General features: G+C 56.2%; 20 protein-coding genes and 1 pseudogene. 9 read left to right on the top strand and 12 right to left on the bottom strand.

Features of this window, described 5'->3' with window-relative positions; genetic code table 11:
* Positions 1-3,498 carry a DNA polymerase III subunit alpha gene (locus ACVWYY_RS11590; protein ID WP_457440610.1) on the top strand — a complete coding sequence of 1,166 codons (3,498 nt, stop codon included), beginning with the start codon at positions 1-3 and terminating at the stop codon, positions 3,496-3,498.
* A 37-nt stretch (positions 3,499-3,535) separates the two neighbouring features.
* Here ACVWYY_RS11590 and ACVWYY_RS11585 read toward each other — a convergent pair whose 3' ends face one another.
* From ACVWYY_RS11585 to ACVWYY_RS11540, 10 genes and pseudogenes are all read right to left on the bottom strand, one after another.
* The gene (locus ACVWYY_RS11585) at positions 3,536-3,802 is read right to left on the bottom strand and encodes a glutaredoxin family protein (RefSeq protein ID WP_457403380.1); all 267 of its coding nucleotides are present in this window, start codon (positions 3,800-3,802) and stop codon (positions 3,536-3,538) included.
* A gap of 9 nt (positions 3,803-3,811) precedes the next feature.
* The gene (locus tag ACVWYY_RS11580) at positions 3,812-4,639 is read right to left on the bottom strand and encodes a carbon-nitrogen hydrolase family protein (RefSeq protein ID WP_011432809.1); all 828 of its coding nucleotides are present in this window, start codon (positions 4,637-4,639) and stop codon (positions 3,812-3,814) included.
* A gap of 40 nt (positions 4,640-4,679) precedes the next feature.
* Entirely contained in the window at positions 4,680-4,901 is a 222-nt protein-coding gene (locus tag ACVWYY_RS11575) for a DUF2839 domain-containing protein (protein ID WP_414329235.1), read from the bottom strand.
* Positions 4,902-5,051: 150 nt separating this feature from the next.
* Positions 5,052-5,807, bottom strand: a complete 756-nt coding sequence (locus tag ACVWYY_RS11570) for an anti-sigma factor domain-containing protein (RefSeq protein WP_414421818.1) — start codon at positions 5,805-5,807, stop codon at positions 5,052-5,054.
* A pseudogene (locus ACVWYY_RS11565) lies at positions 5,804-6,184 on the bottom strand (sigma-70 family RNA polymerase sigma factor); the annotation flags it as partial. The gene ACVWYY_RS11570 and the pseudogene ACVWYY_RS11565, both read right to left, overlap by 4 nt.
* Positions 6,185-6,448: 264 nt before the next feature.
* Positions 6,449-6,664: a sigma factor gene (locus ACVWYY_RS11560; protein ID WP_457403381.1), complete on the bottom strand. Its 216-nt coding sequence runs from the start codon at positions 6,662-6,664 to the stop codon at positions 6,449-6,451.
* Positions 6,665-6,962: 298 nt separating this feature from the next.
* The gene (locus ACVWYY_RS11555; RefSeq protein ID WP_457394078.1) at positions 6,963-7,676 is read right to left on the bottom strand and encodes a DUF4394 domain-containing protein; all 714 of its coding nucleotides are present in this window, start codon (positions 7,674-7,676) and stop codon (positions 6,963-6,965) included.
* Between the two features lie 341 nt (positions 7,677-8,017).
* Positions 8,018-8,800, bottom strand: coding sequence for an ABC transporter permease (locus tag ACVWYY_RS11550; RefSeq protein WP_414349888.1), 783 nt, complete (start codon positions 8,798-8,800; stop codon positions 8,018-8,020).
* Positions 8,801-8,817: 17 nt separating this feature from the next.
* On the bottom strand, positions 8,818-9,561 hold the full coding sequence (locus ACVWYY_RS11545) for a class I SAM-dependent methyltransferase (protein WP_457403382.1): 744 nt from the start codon (positions 9,559-9,561) through the stop codon (positions 8,818-8,820).
* Positions 9,562-9,591: 30 nt separating this feature from the next.
* Positions 9,592-10,131: an FHA domain-containing protein gene (locus ACVWYY_RS11540; RefSeq protein WP_457403383.1), complete on the bottom strand. Its 540-nt coding sequence runs from the start codon at positions 10,129-10,131 to the stop codon at positions 9,592-9,594.
* A 391-nt stretch (positions 10,132-10,522) separates the two neighbouring features.
* Here ACVWYY_RS11540 and ACVWYY_RS11535 point away from each other — a divergent pair, with 391 nt between their 5' ends.
* From ACVWYY_RS11535 to ACVWYY_RS11515, 5 genes are all read left to right on the top strand, one after another.
* Complete coding sequence (locus ACVWYY_RS11535; RefSeq protein WP_011432801.1) at positions 10,523-11,167, top strand: DUF3038 domain-containing protein; 645 nt, start codon at positions 10,523-10,525, stop codon at positions 11,165-11,167.
* Positions 11,168-11,240: 73 nt separating this feature from the next.
* Positions 11,241-12,188, top strand: a complete 948-nt coding sequence (locus ACVWYY_RS11530) for a DUF4335 domain-containing protein (protein ID WP_457440608.1) — start codon at positions 11,241-11,243, stop codon at positions 12,186-12,188.
* Between the two features lie 397 nt (positions 12,189-12,585).
* On the top strand, positions 12,586-13,623 hold the full coding sequence (locus tag ACVWYY_RS11525; RefSeq protein ID WP_457394070.1) for a CobW family GTP-binding protein: 1,038 nt from the start codon (positions 12,586-12,588) through the stop codon (positions 13,621-13,623).
* A gap of 91 nt (positions 13,624-13,714) precedes the next feature.
* Positions 13,715-14,041 (top strand): hypothetical protein, encoded by a 327-nt coding sequence (locus tag ACVWYY_RS11520; RefSeq protein WP_414329244.1) that lies wholly within the window; start codon positions 13,715-13,717, stop codon positions 14,039-14,041.
* A 2-nt stretch (positions 14,042-14,043) separates the two neighbouring features.
* Positions 14,044-14,265 carry a hypothetical protein gene (locus ACVWYY_RS11515; protein ID WP_011432797.1) on the top strand — a complete coding sequence of 74 codons (222 nt, stop codon included), beginning with the start codon at positions 14,044-14,046 and terminating at the stop codon, positions 14,263-14,265.
* A 45-nt stretch (positions 14,266-14,310) separates the two neighbouring features.
* On the opposite strand, the gene guaA is transcribed toward ACVWYY_RS11515, so the two are convergent.
* Positions 14,311-15,861, bottom strand: coding sequence for a glutamine-hydrolyzing GMP synthase (gene guaA / locus ACVWYY_RS11510; RefSeq protein ID WP_457403415.1), 1,551 nt, complete (start codon positions 15,859-15,861; stop codon positions 14,311-14,313).
* A gap of 420 nt (positions 15,862-16,281) precedes the next feature.
* On the opposite strand from guaA, the gene ACVWYY_RS11505 reads away from it, so the two are divergent.
* From ACVWYY_RS11505 to ACVWYY_RS11495, 3 genes are all read left to right on the top strand, one after another.
* Positions 16,282-17,271, top strand: coding sequence for a hypothetical protein (locus ACVWYY_RS11505; protein WP_457403387.1), 990 nt, complete (start codon positions 16,282-16,284; stop codon positions 17,269-17,271).
* The gene (rsmG, locus tag ACVWYY_RS11500; protein ID WP_457403388.1) at positions 17,268-18,050 is read left to right on the top strand and encodes a 16S rRNA (guanine(527)-N(7))-methyltransferase RsmG; all 783 of its coding nucleotides are present in this window, start codon (positions 17,268-17,270) and stop codon (positions 18,048-18,050) included. Before ACVWYY_RS11505 ends, rsmG begins: the two co-directional genes overlap by 4 nt.
* A 195-nt stretch (positions 18,051-18,245) precedes the next feature.
* Positions 18,246-18,533, top strand: coding sequence for an RNA recognition motif domain-containing protein (locus ACVWYY_RS11495; protein ID WP_414329140.1), 288 nt, complete (start codon positions 18,246-18,248; stop codon positions 18,531-18,533).
* Between the two features lie 68 nt (positions 18,534-18,601).
* Here the strand turns inward: ACVWYY_RS11495 and ACVWYY_RS11490 are convergent, their stop codons facing one another.
* Entirely contained in the window at positions 18,602-19,435 is an 834-nt protein-coding gene (locus ACVWYY_RS11490) for a metal ABC transporter permease (protein ID WP_011432792.1), read from the bottom strand.
* Positions 19,436-19,550: the final 115 nt, after the last annotated feature.

Raw genomic sequence — 19,550 nt, 5'->3', positions numbered from 1 at the left:
ATGTCTTTTGTTCCTTTGCATCTCCACAGCGAATACAGCCTCTTGGATGGCGCCAGCCAATTGCCGCGTCTGATCGAGCAGGTGGTGGCTATGGGTTTGCCGGGGCTGGCCCTGACGGATCACGGTGTCATGTATGGGGCGTTAGAGCTGGTGAAACTGTGTAAAAGCAAAGGGATTACTCCAATCATCGGCAATGAAATGTATGTAATCAACGGCGATATCCGCGACAAAAGCCGCAAGTACCCCAAGTATCACCAAGTGGTTCTGGCCAAAAATACCCAGGGCTACAAAAACTTAGTGAAGCTAACCACCATTTCCCATCTACATGGCATTCAAGGGAAAGGGATTTTCTCTCGCCCCTGCATCAACAAAGAGTATTTGGTGCAATACAAAGAAGGGCTGATCGTCACCAGCGGCTGCTTGGCAGGAGAAGTGCCTCAAGCTATTTTGCAGCGGCGGCCAGAAATTGCCCGTGAAGTTGCCGCTTGGTACCAAGAGCAGTTTGGGGATGATTATTACATTGAGATTCAGGATCACGGTTATCAAGAAGATCGCTTTGTCAATGTGCAGTTGGTGCGCATCGCCCGCGAATTGGGGATCCCGATCATCCTCACCAACGATAGCCATTTTATTTCCTGCTGGGATGTAGAGGCCCACGATGCGCTGCTCTGCATTCAAACAGGCAAATCCCTTACTGAAAAAAATCGCCTTCGCTACACCGGAACCGAATACCTGAAAAGCCCAGAAGAGATGCGCCGTCTCTGCCGTGACCATTTGGAACAGGAGGTGATTGACGAGGCCATCGCCAACACCCTGAAGGTGCTGGAAAAGATCGAGGGCTATGACCTATTTGGGGAAATGCGCATGCCCGACTACCCGGTTCCACCGGGCCATTCTGCCGATAGCTATCTCACAGAATTGGCCTGGCAGGGGCTGGCGAAGCGCTGCGGTGTTGCTCAGCCGGATCAGATCCCCCAAAACTACCAGGAGCGCCTGCGCTTTGAGCTGAACATCATCCAACAAAAGGGCTTCTCCAGCTATTTCCTGGTGGTCTGGGACTACGTTCGCTATGCCCGCGAGCAGGGGATCCCGGTGGGGCCGGGGCGAGGCTCGGCAGCAGGATCCCTGGTGGCCTATGCCCTACAAATTACCAACATTGACCCGGTTAAATACGGCCTACTGTTTGAGCGATTTCTCAATCCAGAACGTCAATCGATGCCGGATATCGATACGGATTTTTGCATCGAGCGGCGGGGAGAGCTGATCGACTATGTGACCCGCAAATACGGCCAAGAGCGAGTCGCCCAGATCATCACCTTTAACCGCATGACCTCTAAAGCCATTCTCAAGGATGTCGGTCGAGTCTTAGACATTCCCTACTCAGAAGCCGACAAAATGGCAAAATTGATCCCGGTATCCCGAGGCAAGCCCGCAAAATTGGAAGAGATGATTGGCGAGGATACTCCGGCTCCAGAGTTCAAAGAAAAATACGAGAAAGACCCAACCACCCACCGCTGGATCGAGCTGGCACGTTTGTTGGAGGGCACCAACAAAACCTTCGGGGTTCACGCTGCCGGTGTGGTGATTGCTAAGGATCCCTTAGATGAGATCGTGCCTCTGCAGTACAACAATGAAGGCCAAATTATCACCCAGTACTCGATGGAAGATATCGAGTCTTTGGGCTTGCTGAAGATGGACTTTTTGGGTCTGCGCAACCTGACGATGATTCAGCGGGCAGTGGAACTGATCCGAGAACACAATGGCGTCAATATAGATCTGGATAACCTACCCCTAGACGACAAGAAAACCTACCAGCTTTTGGAAAAGGGAGAGCTGGAAGGGATCTTCCAACTGGAATCTTCTGGCATGAAGCAGGTGGTGCGGGAGCTCAAACCTTCCAACCTGGAAGATATTTCTTCAGTATTGGCCTTGTACCGGCCAGGCCCATTGGATACGGGAATGATCCCCGACTTTATCGATCGCAAGCACGGTCGCAAACCGGTAACCTATGCCCACGAACTCCTCAAGCCCATTCTTCAGGATACCTACGGAGCCATCCTCTACCAGGAACAGATCATGCGCATTGCCCAAGACATGGCCGGATACACCTTAGGCCAAGCCGATCTGCTGCGGCGAGCGATGGGGAAAAAGAAAGTCTCCGAGATGGAGAAACACCGCGAGCAATTTGTGCAGGGGGCAGCCAAGCGGGGTGTAAGCCAAGAAGTTGCCACAGAATTGTTTGATCAAATGGTTGCTTTTGCCGAGTATTGCTTCAATAAATCGCATTCTACTGCCTATGGGTTGATTACTTTTCAAACAGCTTACCTCAAGGCCAATTACCCAACGGAATATATGGCAGCCTTGCTCTCTTCTGTGGGGGGAGATCAGGACAAGGTACAGCGCTACATTACCTATTGCTTGTCAATTGGGATCCAAATTCAGCCGCCGGATATCAACCGTTCTGGAATGGACTTTACTCCCCAGGGATCCAGCATTTTGTTTGGTCTGGGGGCAGTGAAGAATGTAGGGGAGGGGGCCATTCAAAACATTTTGGCTGCCCGTCAAGCTGATGGCCCCTTCACCTCTCTGGCGGATTTTTGCCAGCGGGTGGATCTGCGCATTGTTAACCGTCGTGCCCTGGAGGCCCTGATTTGTGCGGGCGCTTTTGATTGTATTTCTGGAAATCGTAAACAACTAATTGCCGATTTGGATCCCATCCTCAGTTGGGCAGCGCAGCGAGCCAAGTCCAAAGCCATCGGCCAAGCCAGCTTGTTCGATCTATTGGGGAGCAATAGCAGCGCCGGCAATGGATTTGTGGAGGCTCCGCGTGGGCCGGCTACTGAAGATTTTCCACCTCAGGAAAAGTTGAGGCTAGAACGGGAGCTGCTGGGGTTTTATGTCTCGGATCATCCGCTGCGGCGCATTCAGGAGCAAGCGCGACTGCTGGCCCCTGTAAACCTAGCTGACTTGGGCGGCTGCGCAGCCGATGCCTCTGTGGGCGTTCTCGCCCTGGTGACTGCCATTAAAAATGTCACAACCAAGAAAGGGGATCGCATGGCCATTTTGCAACTGGAAGATCTCACCGGCAGTTGTGAAGCGGTGATCTTTCCCAAAACCTACGAACGTTTGCGCGGTTGCCTGGAGGTGGATCAACGGCTGTGGGTCTGGGCCAAAGTGGATCAGCGGGATGAACAGGTGCAACTGATTGTGGAAGATTTGCAACCGATTGAATCTGTTAGCTGGGTAACGGTGGAGATCCCTCTCGACTCTGCCGGGACACTGGAGGATCGATACCGTTTACAGACGCTAATCGCTCGCCAACGCTCGGAAATTAAAGAAGAAAATCGCATTCCTGTCGTGGCTGCCATCACCGCCCATCCCCATACCCTTTGGGTGAGAATGGGATCCCAATTTTGGGTTAACAATGCCCAAGCCGCCGTTGAAGCCCTGCGTCAAGCCGGCTACACCGCCCGCAGCGAATCGCTGCTCTCTCCATAGGCATGGCAGAGAAAGCTCCGGCAGCAGCAGGAGAAATTCAACGGAGCTGTTTCTCAAGCCAAGCCCGCAACTGGCTCACCGTCAGCCGAGGGGAAGGACGTGGCAAAGGTCGCTCGGGATCCCCTGCCAGGGTGAGCACGGGAACTTCCAGTTGGTATTGCTCCCACCAACTCGGGTTGGAGGTGATGTCGCGGACTTCCAGATCACGGATTTCGGGGATCTGCCGCAACTTCTCCACCAAGCTCTCGCAGAGGTGGCAGCCGGGTTTGCTGTAGAGAATCAGCGCAGGCCAAGGGGATGGCATAGCGGATCCCTAGCGGGTGACGGTGCAGGCCAGCCGACGGTGTTGTAGGGAAGGCATCTGCCGCCTGACCAACTGGAAACGCTCTGGGTTAATTTCAGCAATGGCCACCCCCGGTTTTTCGCCACCCGCATCCGCCAAGATAGTCCCCCAGGGGTCCACGATCATGGCGTGGCCATGACATTGCCGCCGCTCGTAGTGGGTGCCCACCTGGGCGGGGGCTATCACGTAACAGGTGTTCTCAATGGCCCGGCATTGCAGCAAAACCTGCCAGTGATCCCGACCCGTGTAGGCCGTGAAGGCGGCAGGGATGAGCAAAATCTGGGCTCCGCGATCCACCAGGGATCGGTACAGCTCTGGAAAGCGTACGTCGTAGCAGACCGACAAACCGAGGTTCCCCAGTTGCTCTTGTTCGCAGGTGACCACCTCATCTCCGCTGACCACCGTGTTCGACTCGCGGTAGGTATTGCCGTCGGGCAGATTGACATCGAACAGGTGGATTTTGCGATAGCGGGCCAGCTCTTTGCCGTCAGGGCTGTAGAGGGCAGCGGTATTGTAAACTTTGCCCTGCCCGTCCGGCACAGGATACCCTCCTCCCAAAATAAATACTTGGTAACGCTGGGCCATCTTGGCCAAAAACTCCTCCGCCCGCTCCGCAATCTCAGGAGCAAGGCGGGCTTTCTCGGCTTCCGGCCCCATGAAGGCAAAGTTTTCTGGTAGCGTCACCAGCTCGCATCCCTGGCGCACTGCAAAGTCGATCCACTCTTCCGCCTGCTGCAAGTTGCTGGCCAGATCGGGAATGCTGGTCATTTGAATGGCGGCTGCCAGATAAGAGCGCATAGACGGAAACTCCAAAGGATGCTAAAGGGGATCCGGCCGGCTAGCCGACCAGATGCCACCAGCCGAAGGCAGGCCCTACAAATCGGATCACCACCCAAATGATGGCCAGGAGAATGATGCCTGCCCAAGCGCCACGGGTTGTCCAATTGTAGATGGCGCGAGCTTGCCCTTTGGTGAGGGGAATATCCTTGAGGTTGGGAAACACCAGCTCTTGGTCGGGATCTTGGCTGATGCGGGTTTTACGGCGCTTCGCTTCGCCCATGGGGTGGCCTCCAAGTTCTTCGCTGGGGTGGCGACTTTTATCTTAAGGTTTTCTGTCTGGGTCACAAGACTGGGTGGATATCAATCTGCATAATAATCGCCTATTTACGCCATCAGGCCACGCCAATCCATGGGCCTGCCGATGCTTTCCCTAGCCGGAAATCCACAAAGGGGATCCCTGGTGCTCTTGGGGACGATTGCCATCCTCTTCGGTAATGGCCACAGCCCGCACCCATTCTGTAGATTCAAACACCGGCGGTAGGCGCAGCTCCTGTTGGCGATTTCCTGTTTCATCCACCGGAAAAGCTGCCACGAGAACGGCCCCCGCCCTATCGGTGGTAAAGGGCGCCTCCGGTTCCAGCACCACCCACAGGGCATAGACCCGGCCTTCCGGCAAAGGCGGCAACCCTTGGGCCACCAATCGCCCTTGCAGGCGCTGGGGATCCACCTCAAGCTTGACCGAGCCGGCCAGGTTCTCCGCAGTCGGCTGCAATTCATAGGTCAACACCTCGCCAGGGATCCCTTGAGTCTGGGCTAGCTGCAGCCTGCGCCACAGGTAGAGGTTCCCCAGCCCCAAAGCGACGATCAAGCCTGCGGCCACCGCCCCCAAGCCCCGTTGCCAGAGACGGGATCCCTTGGCAATCCAGGCGGGGGTGCGCATCGGTTGGGCTGCCTGCTCCGCATGTGCCTGCAACAGAGAAGCCCGCAGGGCGGGGGGAGGTTGCTTTTCCTCCACGCCGTAGGCTGTCTCCAACGCCCGTTGCAACGCTTGCAGTTCTCGGTGCAGCTCCGGGCGCAGCTTGAGCAAGGCTTCCAGCCGCTCGGCCTCTTCCGGGGAGAGATCCCCCAGCACATAGCCTGCCAGCCACAGTTGCAGTTCTTCGGGAGACACAGATTCGGCTTTCATGAGGGGCCTCCCAACAACTCGCGCAGCCGCAGCAGAGCCCGCCGAGCTCTGGCTTTGACCGTTCCCAAAGGCAGATCCAGTTGCTTGGCAATTTCCGTTTGGCTCATGCCTTCGTAATAGGCCATCTTTAAGACTTGCCGTTGACTTTCGGACAACTCGGCCAAGGCCGTTTGCACCTCGGCCACCCGTTCCGCTTGGGCCAACTGCTCCAAGGTGGGATCCGCAGCAGGACTACCCTGCAATTCCACTCTGCCCTGTTCCAGGGAGCGCTGTCGATTCCGCCAAGAGCGCAGCCGATCCAAACAGCGAGAGCGAGCCAAGATGCTCAGGTAGGTGCGCAGGGATCCCCGTCTGGGATCAAAGGAGCATGACTCTAGTCAATAATAAGCTCAACTATACTGAAAATAATGTATAATATGTTCAGTACGGATTACTACCAGTTGATCTTTCTGTTTACTTTCGAGTCTGCCAACATGGTAGCCAAAGCAAAGCAGAAAATTGGTAGTAAGACGACACGGAAACTGCGCTTTGGGTATTCCACTCAAAGCTTTGCGGAATACCGCCATTCTGTTTGGAAACAAACAGAATGCTATCGCTGCATAGTTGAACAGTGATGTTCAGCAGTGTTCAGCGTAAATGTATCAGGAACGAGCCAAGTTCAAAAAAATATCCTGGGTGAGATCTTCGGCTTCGGCAGTACTGCCCAGCATTTTGCAGGCAATTCCGTACACCAAGCCGGCGTGTCGGTCGTAGAGAATGGCCAGAGCTTGTGACCGGCCTGCTTTTAGGGCTGCAAACACCTCTGCATCGGTTTTTTCCTGCAGGGATTCCTCAGCTTTGTCGCCCTCGATCTTCATGAGCGGGAAGAGGAAACGGGATGGAAGAGAGAGAGAAACTGCAGAGGCACAAGCATCGCCCAGAGTAATCCAAGCAGGGCAGCGGCTCTCATAATTTATCGTCTGCATAGGCGAAGGTCAACCCTGACTTGTGGGGAAATAGAAGGCCCAATCCTGAGCTGGGATCGGGCCGGGTCAAGGATCAACAGCAGCAACGATCTCAAAACGATTCCAACAATTGGTTCCAAATCAATGAATCCAAAACATTGATTAATGTTGATTAACCTTGATTTAGATAGGCAAATGGGAATCGGCTTTCCTAGAGGGCGGCCAAGCCAAAGAACGGCCCACCCGGCAGGGTGCCCAGGGATGTGGCCCGACCGGTGTTGAGGTCAATTCGATACAAGGTGGAGCCGCCGATGGCAAAGCCGGTATCCACTCCATCAGCAGTACGGATGTCAAACCCACCCATAGGGCCGAAGTTCACCCCCAGAGGGCCAATGGGCACCTGAACCCCATCGTTGGGGGGATTCTGCAACACCAGCAGGTTCCGTTGCCCGTCGATGTTCAGCAGCCGCGTGGATTGGGCACCCGCCACATTGTTGGTGTAGGCGGCGGCGGTGATGGCCGGCTGGGATCCCTGTAGTTCCATTGGGCCAAAGGCCAAAGGTCTATCTTGGATCACTTCGCCCGTATCCACATTGATGCGGAAGTTCTGGCCATTGGCTCCCACCAAGCGCAGCCGATCCGGAACAGGGTTGAAATCCATGCCAGAAAGCGTGCCCGCGGTGAAGGGAACCGACAGAGTGCTGGCCACGGTAGCGACACCGGTCTGCAAGTTGATGGTGTAAAGGATGCTGGTGTCGGTCAGCCCGTAAAGCAGCCGGTTGGCAGGGCGCACATCGATACCAATGAGGTTGCCGTTCACTCCTGTTACCGTCAGGGATCCCTGCACAAAGGCATCGGCAGAGCGGATAAAGGTGAGGCGATTGCCGCTGCTCAAAGCCACCAAATCCGCTTGGGAAGGCATCATCGAAGACGAAGTGCTGCTGCCACAGCCCAAGAGAGCAAAACTGCCGGCTATCACAGATGCTGCTACAAAGCTTGTGTGTTTGTGCATTGAACAGGCTCCTCAAAAGATCGACAAACCATCAAAACCACTGACAGACAAGCCCCCCTAAACCACAGAGCCTGTGGCTGCAAAGCGCTGCAGTGAAAACTTTTTTGCCCTCAACCCAGAGAACTCTGCGATTCCCTCTGCCTTGTACTGAAGGCAGTTGTTCTCCGCGATGTCAGCGCGTGGGGCGCGTCTGTAGAAATTACTCAACTCCTGGAAACTCGGATGCGTGGGATCCAAGCTTTTTGGCCCAGACTTTAACTGGAAGCGCTGGTGTAAAAGCGCAGGGCAAAGCGCCAGAAGAGATGGGATCCCCACAACAGCCCTGCCGCCAGCAGAGCGGATCCCAGCAGCCACGGCCATTGGGCTCGCCCCAGCAGGGTCTCCGCCGGGATGGTGGTCAGGAAAGCCACCGGCACGACGAAGGTGAAAAACACGCGGTAGGCCACCGGATAGGCCACTATCGGAAATCGTCCTGCCTCTACTAGGCCCCGCAGCACCTCGGTGACGTTGTAGATTTTGACAAACCAAATGCTGGTGGCTCCCAACATAAACCAGAGGCTGTAGAGGATGATCAGCCCCAGCAGCAGAGGCAGCAGCCCCAGAGCATAGGCCCAAGCAGGCAAATGGAGCTGGATCCCGGCGTAGAGAATCAGCAACAGGCCAAAGCCGATATCCACCAGGCCCCAGGGGGAAAACACCCTGGCCGACAGCCAAAACTGGCTGCTTATTGGCTTTAGCAAAACAAAATCCAAGGTGCCTTCCTGCACCTGCTGCACAATGCGATTGAGGTTGACGTTAAAGAGACTGGCCGACACCCCCTGCAGAATGGTGAACACCCCCAACACGATGAGGGCTTCCGGCCAACTCCAACCGCCCAGCCGGTGCCCCTGCTGGTAAAACAACGACAGCCCAAACAGAGCGGATCCCAAGCCACCCAGACTGCTGAGGCTGGCAAAGAAAAAATTGGCACGGTACTCCATTTCTGCCGCGATTGAGGTGCTCCAAAACAGCCACAATATCCGCAAATAGCGCAGCACCTTGGTTTTCTCCAATCTCAGCTTTTATCCCACTTGCGGTAACAGCGGGCGGTAATGAAATAGGGGTGAAACACCTCCAAAAAACAGCTTTGCAGCACCTGAAAGAATTGCTCTACCTTTTGCGGGTCGTCCAGGTGAAAAGGAAACTCGCCGTTAAACCCCTTGAAAAAGTACCAGTTGATCAAAAGCTTACCTGACGGCTTGAGCCAGTCGTAAAACTGCCGCAACTGCGCTGCCGGATCCGCCAGATGTTCCACCACATCGAAGCAGATGACCGTGTCAAAAAAGATCTCTTCTGGGAAGTTTTCTGGACAGTGGATGCGCTCGGTTAAGCCCAGCTTTTCCGCCCGCCATTGCACAAACTGCCGATGGATGGGGTTGATATCCCAGAAGATCACCTGATCCACCGCTGCGCAGAGGGCCGCCCCGATAGCATGGGTGCCGATGCCGCCGCCAAAATCCAACACCAACCCGCGGGCATGATCCGCCACCAGGCGTAAGGTATCGCCGATGTAGTCGGTGCTGCTCAGGTGCCAAGCCGCCAAATCCAGCAGATAGGCGGATCTCACCTGATCCCGATAAAACGCATCTGCCCGATCCCAGCCAAAGTCTCGCCGGCCCAACTCCGCCAATTGCTGCTGCCCTGCCCGCAGTTTCTCCCGCAGATCGGCAGCCCCAAGGCCCAGGAAGGATCCCAGATGGGCTTCTAGGTCAAAGGCATTTTGCCAGTAGCCGCTCAGAGCAGGTGGGATGGGGAGCACAGGAGGATTCAGAAGACTGGTTGGGTTGGCTTAGGCAACAGTGAAATCCTCTTCCTCTGGCTGAGCCAGGTTTTCCGGGTTCGGCTCCGTGTCTTTATTAAAATCAAAATTAAAATCAAATGTGGATGGGGATGTAGAGCTAGCAGCATCCAGAGGCTGCAATAACTTGGCTAGGGTTTCCGGGCTGAGTCGATCCGTTGTCTCCACAATTGCTGTTACGTTCGGCCCAAACCTTATCTTATCTAGGAGCTGAAGGCGATGGGACAAAACCCGTTTTCCGTTGACGAATAGGCCATTGGTGCTGGGCCTGGATCCCGGACTGCCATCGAATACCATGTAGCTGTACTGCAGGGATCCCTGTGCAGTTGGCCCTGAACCTGGGATGCGGATGAGGGAAGCGTGTTTCCGAGAGACGCAGGGATCGTAAAGGCGAATATGATTGTCTTTAGACCGTCCCACTGAGTAATAGATACTATCCAGAACAACCCCCCTCTGCCCCAATCGATCCCTGAAGATCAAGACCCAGTGAACAGGGACAGGCTGAGTACTGCAGCGAGCAGAAGAGGCCATGATGAATCAAGCTGCACCTAGAGTCGCTGGTGTCAACAAAAGGGAAACTCAATAAAGGTGGGTAGTCACTTAGCTCTTAAAGGCCAAAGCAGCAGCTGCTTTCCCCATTATAAGTAGCCATCCCCCTGAGTCCAAAAGCCCAAGTTCAGCTAGGAGTAGGGGTGTTGCCGAAACAGAAACCGGCTCAGAAAACCCATTCTTATTGGTCTAAGATGCATCCAGAGTTACCCCGTTTTGGGGAAGAACCCTGAGAGCTCAACTCTCGGCAGGCTGGCGAGCAGTCTAGCATGCCCAAAGTCTTTTAGACTAGAGCGCAGGGAGGTAGGTTGCAGGTTTGGCTTGGACAGGAGATCATAGAGTTTCGTCGAAACCCAAAGCTCCCATTGACAGCGTGACGGTGGAACACAAGCACATTCAGTTAGACAGTCGGCCCGTTGGCCTGAACACAGCCACCGGTACCATCAAAGCCCAGTTGGACTTGCTACTGCTGGGGTTGGAGTCCCTGAGCGGAGAAAGTTCCGAAGCGGTTCTGGCCGCAGCCAAAGCCCTCAACTTGGAAGAGCAGATTGGCGATCGGGTGACTCTCTGGCGACTGCGCAATGCTAACCCCTTGCGCCGCAGCAGCGGTGGGCGCAAAAAGGTCGATATCGAAGAGGCCCGCGCCCTGGTGATGGTGATTGCCTATCTGGCTGCTCAGCAACAAGCCCGTATCCGCAGCACCTTGGAGCAACTGGAAGCCGCTGTCGATCAAGAGCTCAGCCCCTTCCGTCAGCCGCTGGTGGGAGATTACTTGGATGAATTCCTCTCTCACTACCGCAGCCGCATGGTGGATGGGGATGTGCGCGATGAGAATAGCCTCACCGAGCTGGCCCTGCGCATCTTGATTGAGCTGATGTTCTACAGTAGCCCGAAAGGCGCTCAGCGCCTGTGGAAAGCCTTGCTCAGCCGTCCTGAGATGGATTTGCCTGCCGGCAGCGATCTGGAAGAAGAGGGGGTAGCCCACAGCTCCGGCCCCGATGCCTCACCCTCTTCTTGAGGCAGTTTTGTCAATTATCGCCTCTGTTATCGCCTCTGTAGCCCTCTACCCGTGTTGTTCGCCCGCAGTTGCCATGCCCAACCTTACCCTGGTTAGCCACACCTATCAACAGCCCACTTCTACGCTGACTGTACGGGGAGAAGCCCCTGCCGATTCCAATTCTTCAGACTCCTCTGCAACGCCGCCGCTGCAAGCCATCCAGCGCAGCTTCGAGTGTCAGTTGGAAATCCGCCAGGGGGAAACGGTCAAAACCTTACACGGAGATAACCTTTGGCTCAACGATTTGATCACCGTAATCGACCGCTACGTGGGATCCCACTTGAGTGGGGAACCCAAGGGAACCTTCAGCGGTACCGTGGCCATCCGTCCGCTTGATTTTATTTTTCATCGTCTCACGGTGCGCCAAGGGGAAGATCGCATCGCGCAGGTGGATTTGTCGATGACGCAGTTGTACGACCTGCTGGAGAACCTCTCCCAGGTGGCGGATGACATTCCCCAACTGGCCAATCTGGGAACTCCGGTGACGCGGGCTTGGTATCGACAGCCCACTGGGATCGCGGCCCTGCTGGTGGGAGGGATCGCAGTTGTGGCCGGTGTTGGGATCTGGGCCAGTCGCCCCCCTAGGGATCCCACAGCTTCCCCTTCCCCGCAAGAGCAGCTCACCATCCCTGCCTTGACGGGTCAATCGCAGCCTTTGGCCACATCCCTCCAAGAATCTGACCCAACAGCGGGAAGAGAGGCAGCAGGGGCGGATCCCCTTTCCCGTCTGCGAGACATTTTGGCAGAGCAGTGGCAGTCTCCCCCCGATTTGCCGGAGAGCTTGGCCTATCGAGTAACTGTAGATGAGACGGGATCCCTGCTGGCTGCCGAGCCGGAGAATGAGCTTGCCCGAGAGCGCCGAGCCGAAACCCCATTTGCCGACCTGCCCGATCTGACACCGGATCCCTTGCCAACAGGCGCACAACAGTTCCGCGTCAGCCTAGAGCCGGGCAACCAGGTGGAAGTAACCCAGGACAGGTAGGCATCTTGACAGGCCAAGCTGGGGTGGGTCAGCACTATAGTCTACCTAGGGATGTTATCGATAGTCACTTCAGGTTAGGGTGAGACCCGTGGGCCACTGAGAACAGCTCCCTGGCCCCCTGCGTTCAACGTTTTAGGTGTTGGGTGCATTGTCCCAGTTTGAATCGAAATAACCCTACTTTCAGGGCCGGGGGATTAGAGGAAGCGATCTGACCCTGGAGGATTAAGCCGGAAAGAGAGAGACCATCCAGTTCAGACAGCCAAGGCTGCCGCCAATGCCGAGGCGCAAAGGCTCTACTGATCGCATCTGAAGGGTTTAATCGGCTTCAGACAGCTAGGGCAATGAGGAAAGAGGATAAAGTGGAAGAGTTCCCTCTATATCGGATCGCTGCCATTCCATGACTGCAACCATCGAAGTGCCCCAGCGCGGCTTACCTGTCACCATCATCACAGGCTTTTTGGGCAGTGGAAAAACCACCCTTCTCAACCACATCCTCAACAACCGGAAAGGGATGCGCACAGCGGTGCTGGTCAACGAATTCGGCGAGATCAGCATCGATGCGGAGCTGATCGTCTCCAGCGAAGAAGACTTGGTGGAGCTGAACAACGGCTGCATCTGCTGCACCATCCGGGACGACATCGCCGAGAGTGTTTTGCGGCTGATGGAACGCTCTGACCACATCGACTACTTGGTGGTGGAGACTACGGGATTGGCGGATCCCTTGCCGGTGGCCCTCACCTTTTTGGGGCCAGAATTGCGAGATCTGACGCGGCTAGACTCGATTATCACCCTGGTAGATGCCACCAACTTTGCCCCCGATCTGTTCAACAGCAACGTGGCCTACAGCCAAATTGCCTATGGGGATGTGATTCTCCTCAACAAAATCGATTTGGTCGAGGAAGCCGAGATCGAGCGTCTGGAAAAACGCATCCGCGAGATCAAAGAAGATGCCCGCATTTTGCGCACCGTCAACAGCGCAGTTCCCCTGGAGCTAATCTTGGATACCGATTTGTTTCAGGCCAGTTCCTTGCCCCAAGAAGAAGCCCATGATCACGACAGTCACGACCACCATGACCATGAGCACGATCATGACCACCACCACTCCCATCACAGCCACATCGAGGCTGACGGCTTTAACTCCCTAGCCTTTGAGAGCGATCAGCCCTTCTCTTTGGATGCTTTCCAAAATTTTCTCAACGAGTTGCCCGATGCAGTCTTTCGTGCCAAAGGGGTGTTGTGGTTCGAGGAAAGCCCAGAGCGACATATCTTTCACCTCAGCGGTCGGCGCTATACCCTCAGCAGCGATGAGTGGCCTCGCCAGCCCAAAAACCAGTTGGTGCTCATCGGTCAGCGCCTCGATACAGCCCAGCTGCGGAAAAAACTCCAAGCCTGTCTTGCCCGCCCGGCCACGTGGGGTCAAGGGTTTGGTCGCTGAATCAGGACTTGGCGGCAGTCCAGGCTAAAGAAAGTCGGGCTACATTCCAGCACCCTCGATCATAAACCCCTGAGGTGATGGCGCACCCTCCATGTCCGACATCTTCGTGATGATCCGCAACCAGGCCAACAACGCGCTCACCTCCATCGATGGGATCCCTTTTCTCAGTTTCCTGGAGCGAGAGGGGCAGTTGATTGCAGAAGAAACCATTGAGTTGATCTATGCGGACGCTGGATTTGATGACCTGCCGATTGGAGAATACACTGTGGGGGTACGGCATGAACGGGTGGAACCCCCGAAAGCCACCTGCCCGGTCAGTATTACCTCTGAGGACGAGGTTGTTTTGGTAACATTTGTTTACCTTGAGCCCGAGCGGGTTCTGCTGACTATTCACGTCTCTGTGGAGAAGAGGTTGTAGCCATGACTGTCAAGGTCATCCCATCGCGCTCGATCAAAGCCTTTCGCTATCGGGTGTTTTGTTTGGGACAGGATCTCTGGAATGCCCGGGATCCGATTAGCCGTGCCAACCTTGCTCTACAACTGGCGGATGCCGCTACGACTTTGGCCCGAATGGAAGTCCAAGCCGCTCAGCCCTTCAGCTCAAGCCCTTCCTATTCCCTGCCGGAAGCTGGCCATAGGTAGCCATCGATCCAGCCGGGAATCGAGGCCAGACGCAAGGGATCCCGCCTACTCCCACTCGATGGTGCCAGGGGGCTTGGAGGTGATGTCGTAAACCACGCGGTTGATGCCGGGCACCTCGTTGACGATGCGGTTGGAAATGGTGGCCAAGAGATCGTAGGGAACCCGCGCCCAATCGGCGGTCATACCGTCTTCGCTGGTAACCAGTCGCACCACCACCGGGCAGGCATAGGTGCGCTTGTCCCCCATCACCCCCACCGACCGCACTTCCGGCAGCAGCACGGCAAAGGCTTGCCAAAGTTTGGGATAGTAGCCGGAGCGGTTGATCTCCTGCCGCACGATCATGTCCGCTTCTCGCAGGGTTTCCAGCCGTTCTTTGGTGACTTCGCCCACAATGCGGATGGCCAGCCCCGGCCCGGGAAAAGGATGGCGGCCAACAATTTCTTCCGGCAGCCCCAAAGAGCGGGCCAGTTGCCGCACCTCGTCTTTGAAGAGCTTGCGCAAAGGCTCCACCAGCTTAAAGCGCAGATTTTCGGGCAAGCCGCCGACATTGTGATGGCTTTTGATCTTGACGGCAATGCGTTCTCCAGTAACCGGATCCACATGGGTATTGGCAGACTCGATCACGTCTGGGTAGAGAGTGCCTTGGGCTAAGTACTCAAAAGGACCCAGCCGCTGGGATTCTTCCTCAAACACGCGAATAAACTCTGCCCCAATTCGTTTGCGTTTTTCTTCGGGATCGGTAACCCCCTGCAACTGCCGGAGAAACCGCTCCTGGCCATCCACGTAGTGGACGGGAATGTGAAATTGCTCTTGGAAAAGGCGCAGCAGCCGCTGGGGCTCTTCCTTGCGCATAAACCCTTGGTCGATGAACACGCAGGTGAGCTGGTCGCCGATGGCCTTGTGCAGCAGAAAAGCCAAAGTAGAGCTGTCTACCCCCCCCGAGAGGGCCAACAGCACCTTCTTATTGCCCACACGGGCACGTACCTCTCGAATGGCTTCCTCCAGAAAAGCTGCCGTTGTCCAGGTGGGCTCGCAACCGCAGATGTGATAGACAAAGTTGCGGATGAGAAAGGCGCCAGCCTCTGAGTGGGCCACCTCCGGATGAAATTGCACCCCGTAGAGACGACGCCTTGGATCGGCAATGGCGGCACAGGGGGTGTTGTCGGTAGAGGCCAAGGTGTGAAAGCCCGGCGGCAGTTCGGTAACCGAATCCCCGTGGCTCATCCACATGATGCTGTTTTCCGGCAGGTTGGTGAGCAGGTCGGTGGGATCCAAAATGTGCAGAGCGGCACGGCCATATTCCCCCTTCTGGGCTGCCTCCACCTTGCCCCCCAACTGTTGCACCATGAGTTGCATGCCGTAGCACACCCCCAGAACCGGGATCCCCAGGTTCCAAATCTCAGAGTCACACACCGGAGCGGCTGGCTCATACACCGAGTTGGGGCCCCCGGAGAGGATAATGCCCTGCGGTTGCAGTTGCCGCAGTTGCTCAGCAGTGGTGCGATAGGAAAGGATTTCCGAATAGACGTGGGTTTCGCGAATGCGGCGGGCAATCAGCTCAGAGTACTGGGATCCAAAATCGAGAATGACGATCATCTGGCGCTGCACTTCGAGGGGGGAAAGGCCGGAACTGGGAGGAGATGCAGAAGGGATCACAAAACCTGGCACAGTGCACAATAAAAAAGCCGGTCCAAGAGACTAGCTTGGCTATGGATACGATGGATACGAAAGAAACATTAAGGGCTCTTCCATGGTAACAGGGGTGGAGAGCTTGCACGCGGCTGCCTGCTCTAAAAAGCCTCTGTCAGGCTTGCCGAGAAAACAGCGCTTCTCGGAGGAGTCTCGCCGAAAAACCGCCTGATGAGCCCCTGAAAAAGCTGGCCACCGGCTGGGCATGACTCCCGCCAACAACGCAATACAGAAGCCAGATGACCTAGCAAAGTTAAGACTTATGATCGTGAAGGAGCGCTCCAGGCCGGTGGGGGTATTGGTAGGGATCCGCAGTGCCATTTTTTTATGTCGATTGTTGCCGAGTCCTTTCAAACCTATCTGCGCCGCCGCCGTCGTCTTCTAGCCCGCCGTCTCAAGCGACAGCAGGGCTGGGTCGTGGTTTTGGCTCTGCTGGCTTTGTACTTGCTCAGTTGGGATGCGCTGGGCGAAGATGGGTCACTATCGCACCTGTGGAGGGGACAACCCCTGTGGCTGGTGTTGATCCCGCTGTTGGGGGGAGGGCTGTACAGCTTGGGCGCCGGGGTGATCTGGATGCTGCGCCAGCGCTGGTCTGCCCAGCTGTTGGCCGAGATGATCAGCTTGCCCCACTTGGCTTTGGCTGCCCTGATCTGGCTGGGGTTAGCCGTTTGGGGAGAGCACCTTTCGCCTTTCCTGTTGCGACAAAAAAACCAATTGTTGGCGGGCCTGTTGATCAGTTGGCTGTTGGCCCAGGGGTGGAGTTTTTTTCAGACAGGTTGGGTAGTAGAGGCTGGGCAACTGTGGGCCGACTATCTGCAGGAGCTGCGCGGTTCTGTATTACAGCCCTGCTACCAGCGCCTGGAAGCCTGTCGTCGCTCGCTTCATCTTTACCACGCCATTTGGCAAGACCTGCAACTGGAAGAACTGGAGGCCCAGCACCTGATTCAACTGTTGTCTGAGTCGTTGCTGCCGCTGACCCTGCCGCTTAAGGTCTATGCTCAGCGGGTTCACCATTGCTGTCAGCAGTTGGCAGCCCTGCTGGCGCAAATGCAGGAGCGGGTAGAGCGGTTGGAGCAGGTGCTTTTGAATGTAGAGCTGGAGTTGGCCTCTCATCAGTTGCTTCAGGCTCAGCCGCAGCCGATTAACTTGCTGGCGGAAGATTGGGCCAGCTGTCAGGAGCTGGATTTGCAGGAGTTGGTTTGCTTAAACCAAGAGCTGCTGGGCACCGACCGTTCTTTGCAGGGCTTGACCCAAGAGCTGAAAGGCTGGGCCGACAGAGCCATCCCCGCTGGATTGAAACTGGGATCCCTGGGATGAAGAAGGCTGACGCTTCTTCCTCTGAGCCCCCACAGCTCAAGACGCTGTGGGAAAGCTGGCTGGCGGAGCTGGGTTGGCAGCCTTCTGAACAGCAGCAGCAACAACTGCAACAGCTCTATCCGCTGGTGATGGCCGGAAACCGAACCCAGAACCTGACCCGCATCACCGATCCCATCGACTTTTGGGAGAAACACCTGTGGGATTCGCTGCGGGGCCTACGCCTGCTGGGATCCTGGGAGGCAATCCAAGCTCAGCCCTGGCGGGGGATCGACATCGGCACCGGGGCAGGGTTTCCAGGGATCCCGGCCCAAATTGCCCTGCCCCAAACCCGCTTTACCCTGCTGGACAGCACCCAACGCAAGATTGCCTTTGTACAGGACACCTTGCAAAGGCTCTCCCTCACCCAAGCGCGGGCAGTGGCTCAGCGGGCCGAAATCTGGGGACAAATCCGGCAGGAACGGGGCAGCTATGATGTCGCTCTGGCCAGGGCCCTGGCCTCGGCGGAGATCTGCGCCGAGTATTGTCTGCCACTGCTCAAGGTGGGGGGACGCGCCATCCTCTATCGCGGCCATTGGACCGAGGCAGAAGCCCAAACTTTGGAGCGGGCCCTCAAGATCCTGGGCGGAAAACTGATCCATGTAGAAGCCTTCACCACACCCCACAGCCGTGGGGTGCGCCACTGCCTACTGCTGGAGAAAGTAGCCCCCACGCCGCCTCCTTATCCCCGCTCTCCCGGCACTCCCAAACGCCAACCCTTGGGCCAAAGTAATCGCCCATGAAGGTTAGGATCCTGAGTTTCCATCTTGCTACAAAAGTTCTCCCAATTCTCGGACAAAAAGCTGGAAGGATGGCTTTGCAAATGCCATTGGGAAGACTAAGATGTGGTTGGCATGAGGTTCGGATTGAGCGAATGGTTTAACCAGGTGAGCCTCCGAACTGAACGCTAAAGGGTAAGGTTCGGAGTTTGCTACACCATGACCATTTTTGTGGGTAATTTGTCCTTCAAGGCCAGCGAAGAAGACCTGCGACTTGTGTTCGCCGAATACGGCACCGTTAAGCAAATTAAGCTGCCAGTGGATCGGGAGACTGGCCGTAAACGGGGCTTTGCCTTTGTGGAGCTGGAAAACGAAGCTGATGAGCAAAAAGCCATCGACGAGCTGGATGGCGCTACTTGGATGGGCCGGGATTTGAGGGTCAACAAGGCGTTGCCTCGGCAGGCCGGTGCAGGCGGCAGTCGGGATGGCCGCTCTTCCCGCTTTTGAGTTAACATGCATCTACCCTTTCTCAGATGAGGTTTGAGCCAGGGATCCCAACCCGCGATCCCTGGTTTCTAGCGCGTTCCTGAGAACACTCTGCCCAGAAAGGCCAGGCTAAACCAGGCGGAGGCCACCAGGACGATGGCTGGGCCGGAGGCGACGTTGAGGTAGTAGCTGGCGTACATCCCCAGCAGGCTGGCGCTCACCCCAAATAGGGATCCCAACAGCATCACCTGGTGCAATCGAGGCACCACCAGATAGGCGGTTGCCGCTGGCGTGATCAGCATGGCCAACACTAAGAGCACGCCCACTGCCTTCATGCTGGCCACCAACGTCAGGGAAGTGAGCACCATCAGCCCCCACCCCAGCCGCTCGGTGGGCAGGCCGGCTGCTTTGGCCCCCAAGGGATCGAAGCTGTAAAAGGTCAATTCCTTGAAGAAGAGGGCCACTAACCCCAACACCAAAAGGGTGATGCCCACCACTGTCAGCACATCGACAGCATTCACCCCCAGGAGGTTGCCGAAGAGGAAGTGGTTGAGATCGATGCGAGCCCGCCGTTGGATCAAAGTGATCAACAGGATCCCCAAGGCAAAAAAGGCCGAAAAGACGATCCCCATGGCTGCATCCGGCTTGAGGGGGCTGGCGGAGCGGATCCATTGAATTAAGAGGGCGCTGAGGAGACCGGCCACAAAGGCTCCCACAAACAGGTTGAGGCCCAGCATGTAGGCAATGGCCAGGCCCGGCAGCAGCGAATGGCTGATGGCATCCCCCAGGAGGGCCAAGCTTTGCACCAGCAGATAGCTGCCCACCACGGCACAGAGAATGCCGACGGCCACCGCCACCAGCAGAGCCCGTTGCATGAAGGCAAAACTCAAGGGATCCGCCAGGCTGTGCCAGAGCCATTCCATAACGTTGTTGACCTCAAACTCTGATACATTCACGCTGAACTCTCCTGAACATGGTTCAGGAAAGAAGCGATCGCATCCTGCCTATCTCTGAGCAGGAAGGCGGTATCCCGCAAAG

The organism is Thermostichus sp. MS-CIW-34 (assembly GCF_054060435.1).
Note: the sequence above shows the minus strand (reverse complement) of the source record. Positions and strands in the feature narration are given on the sequence as shown.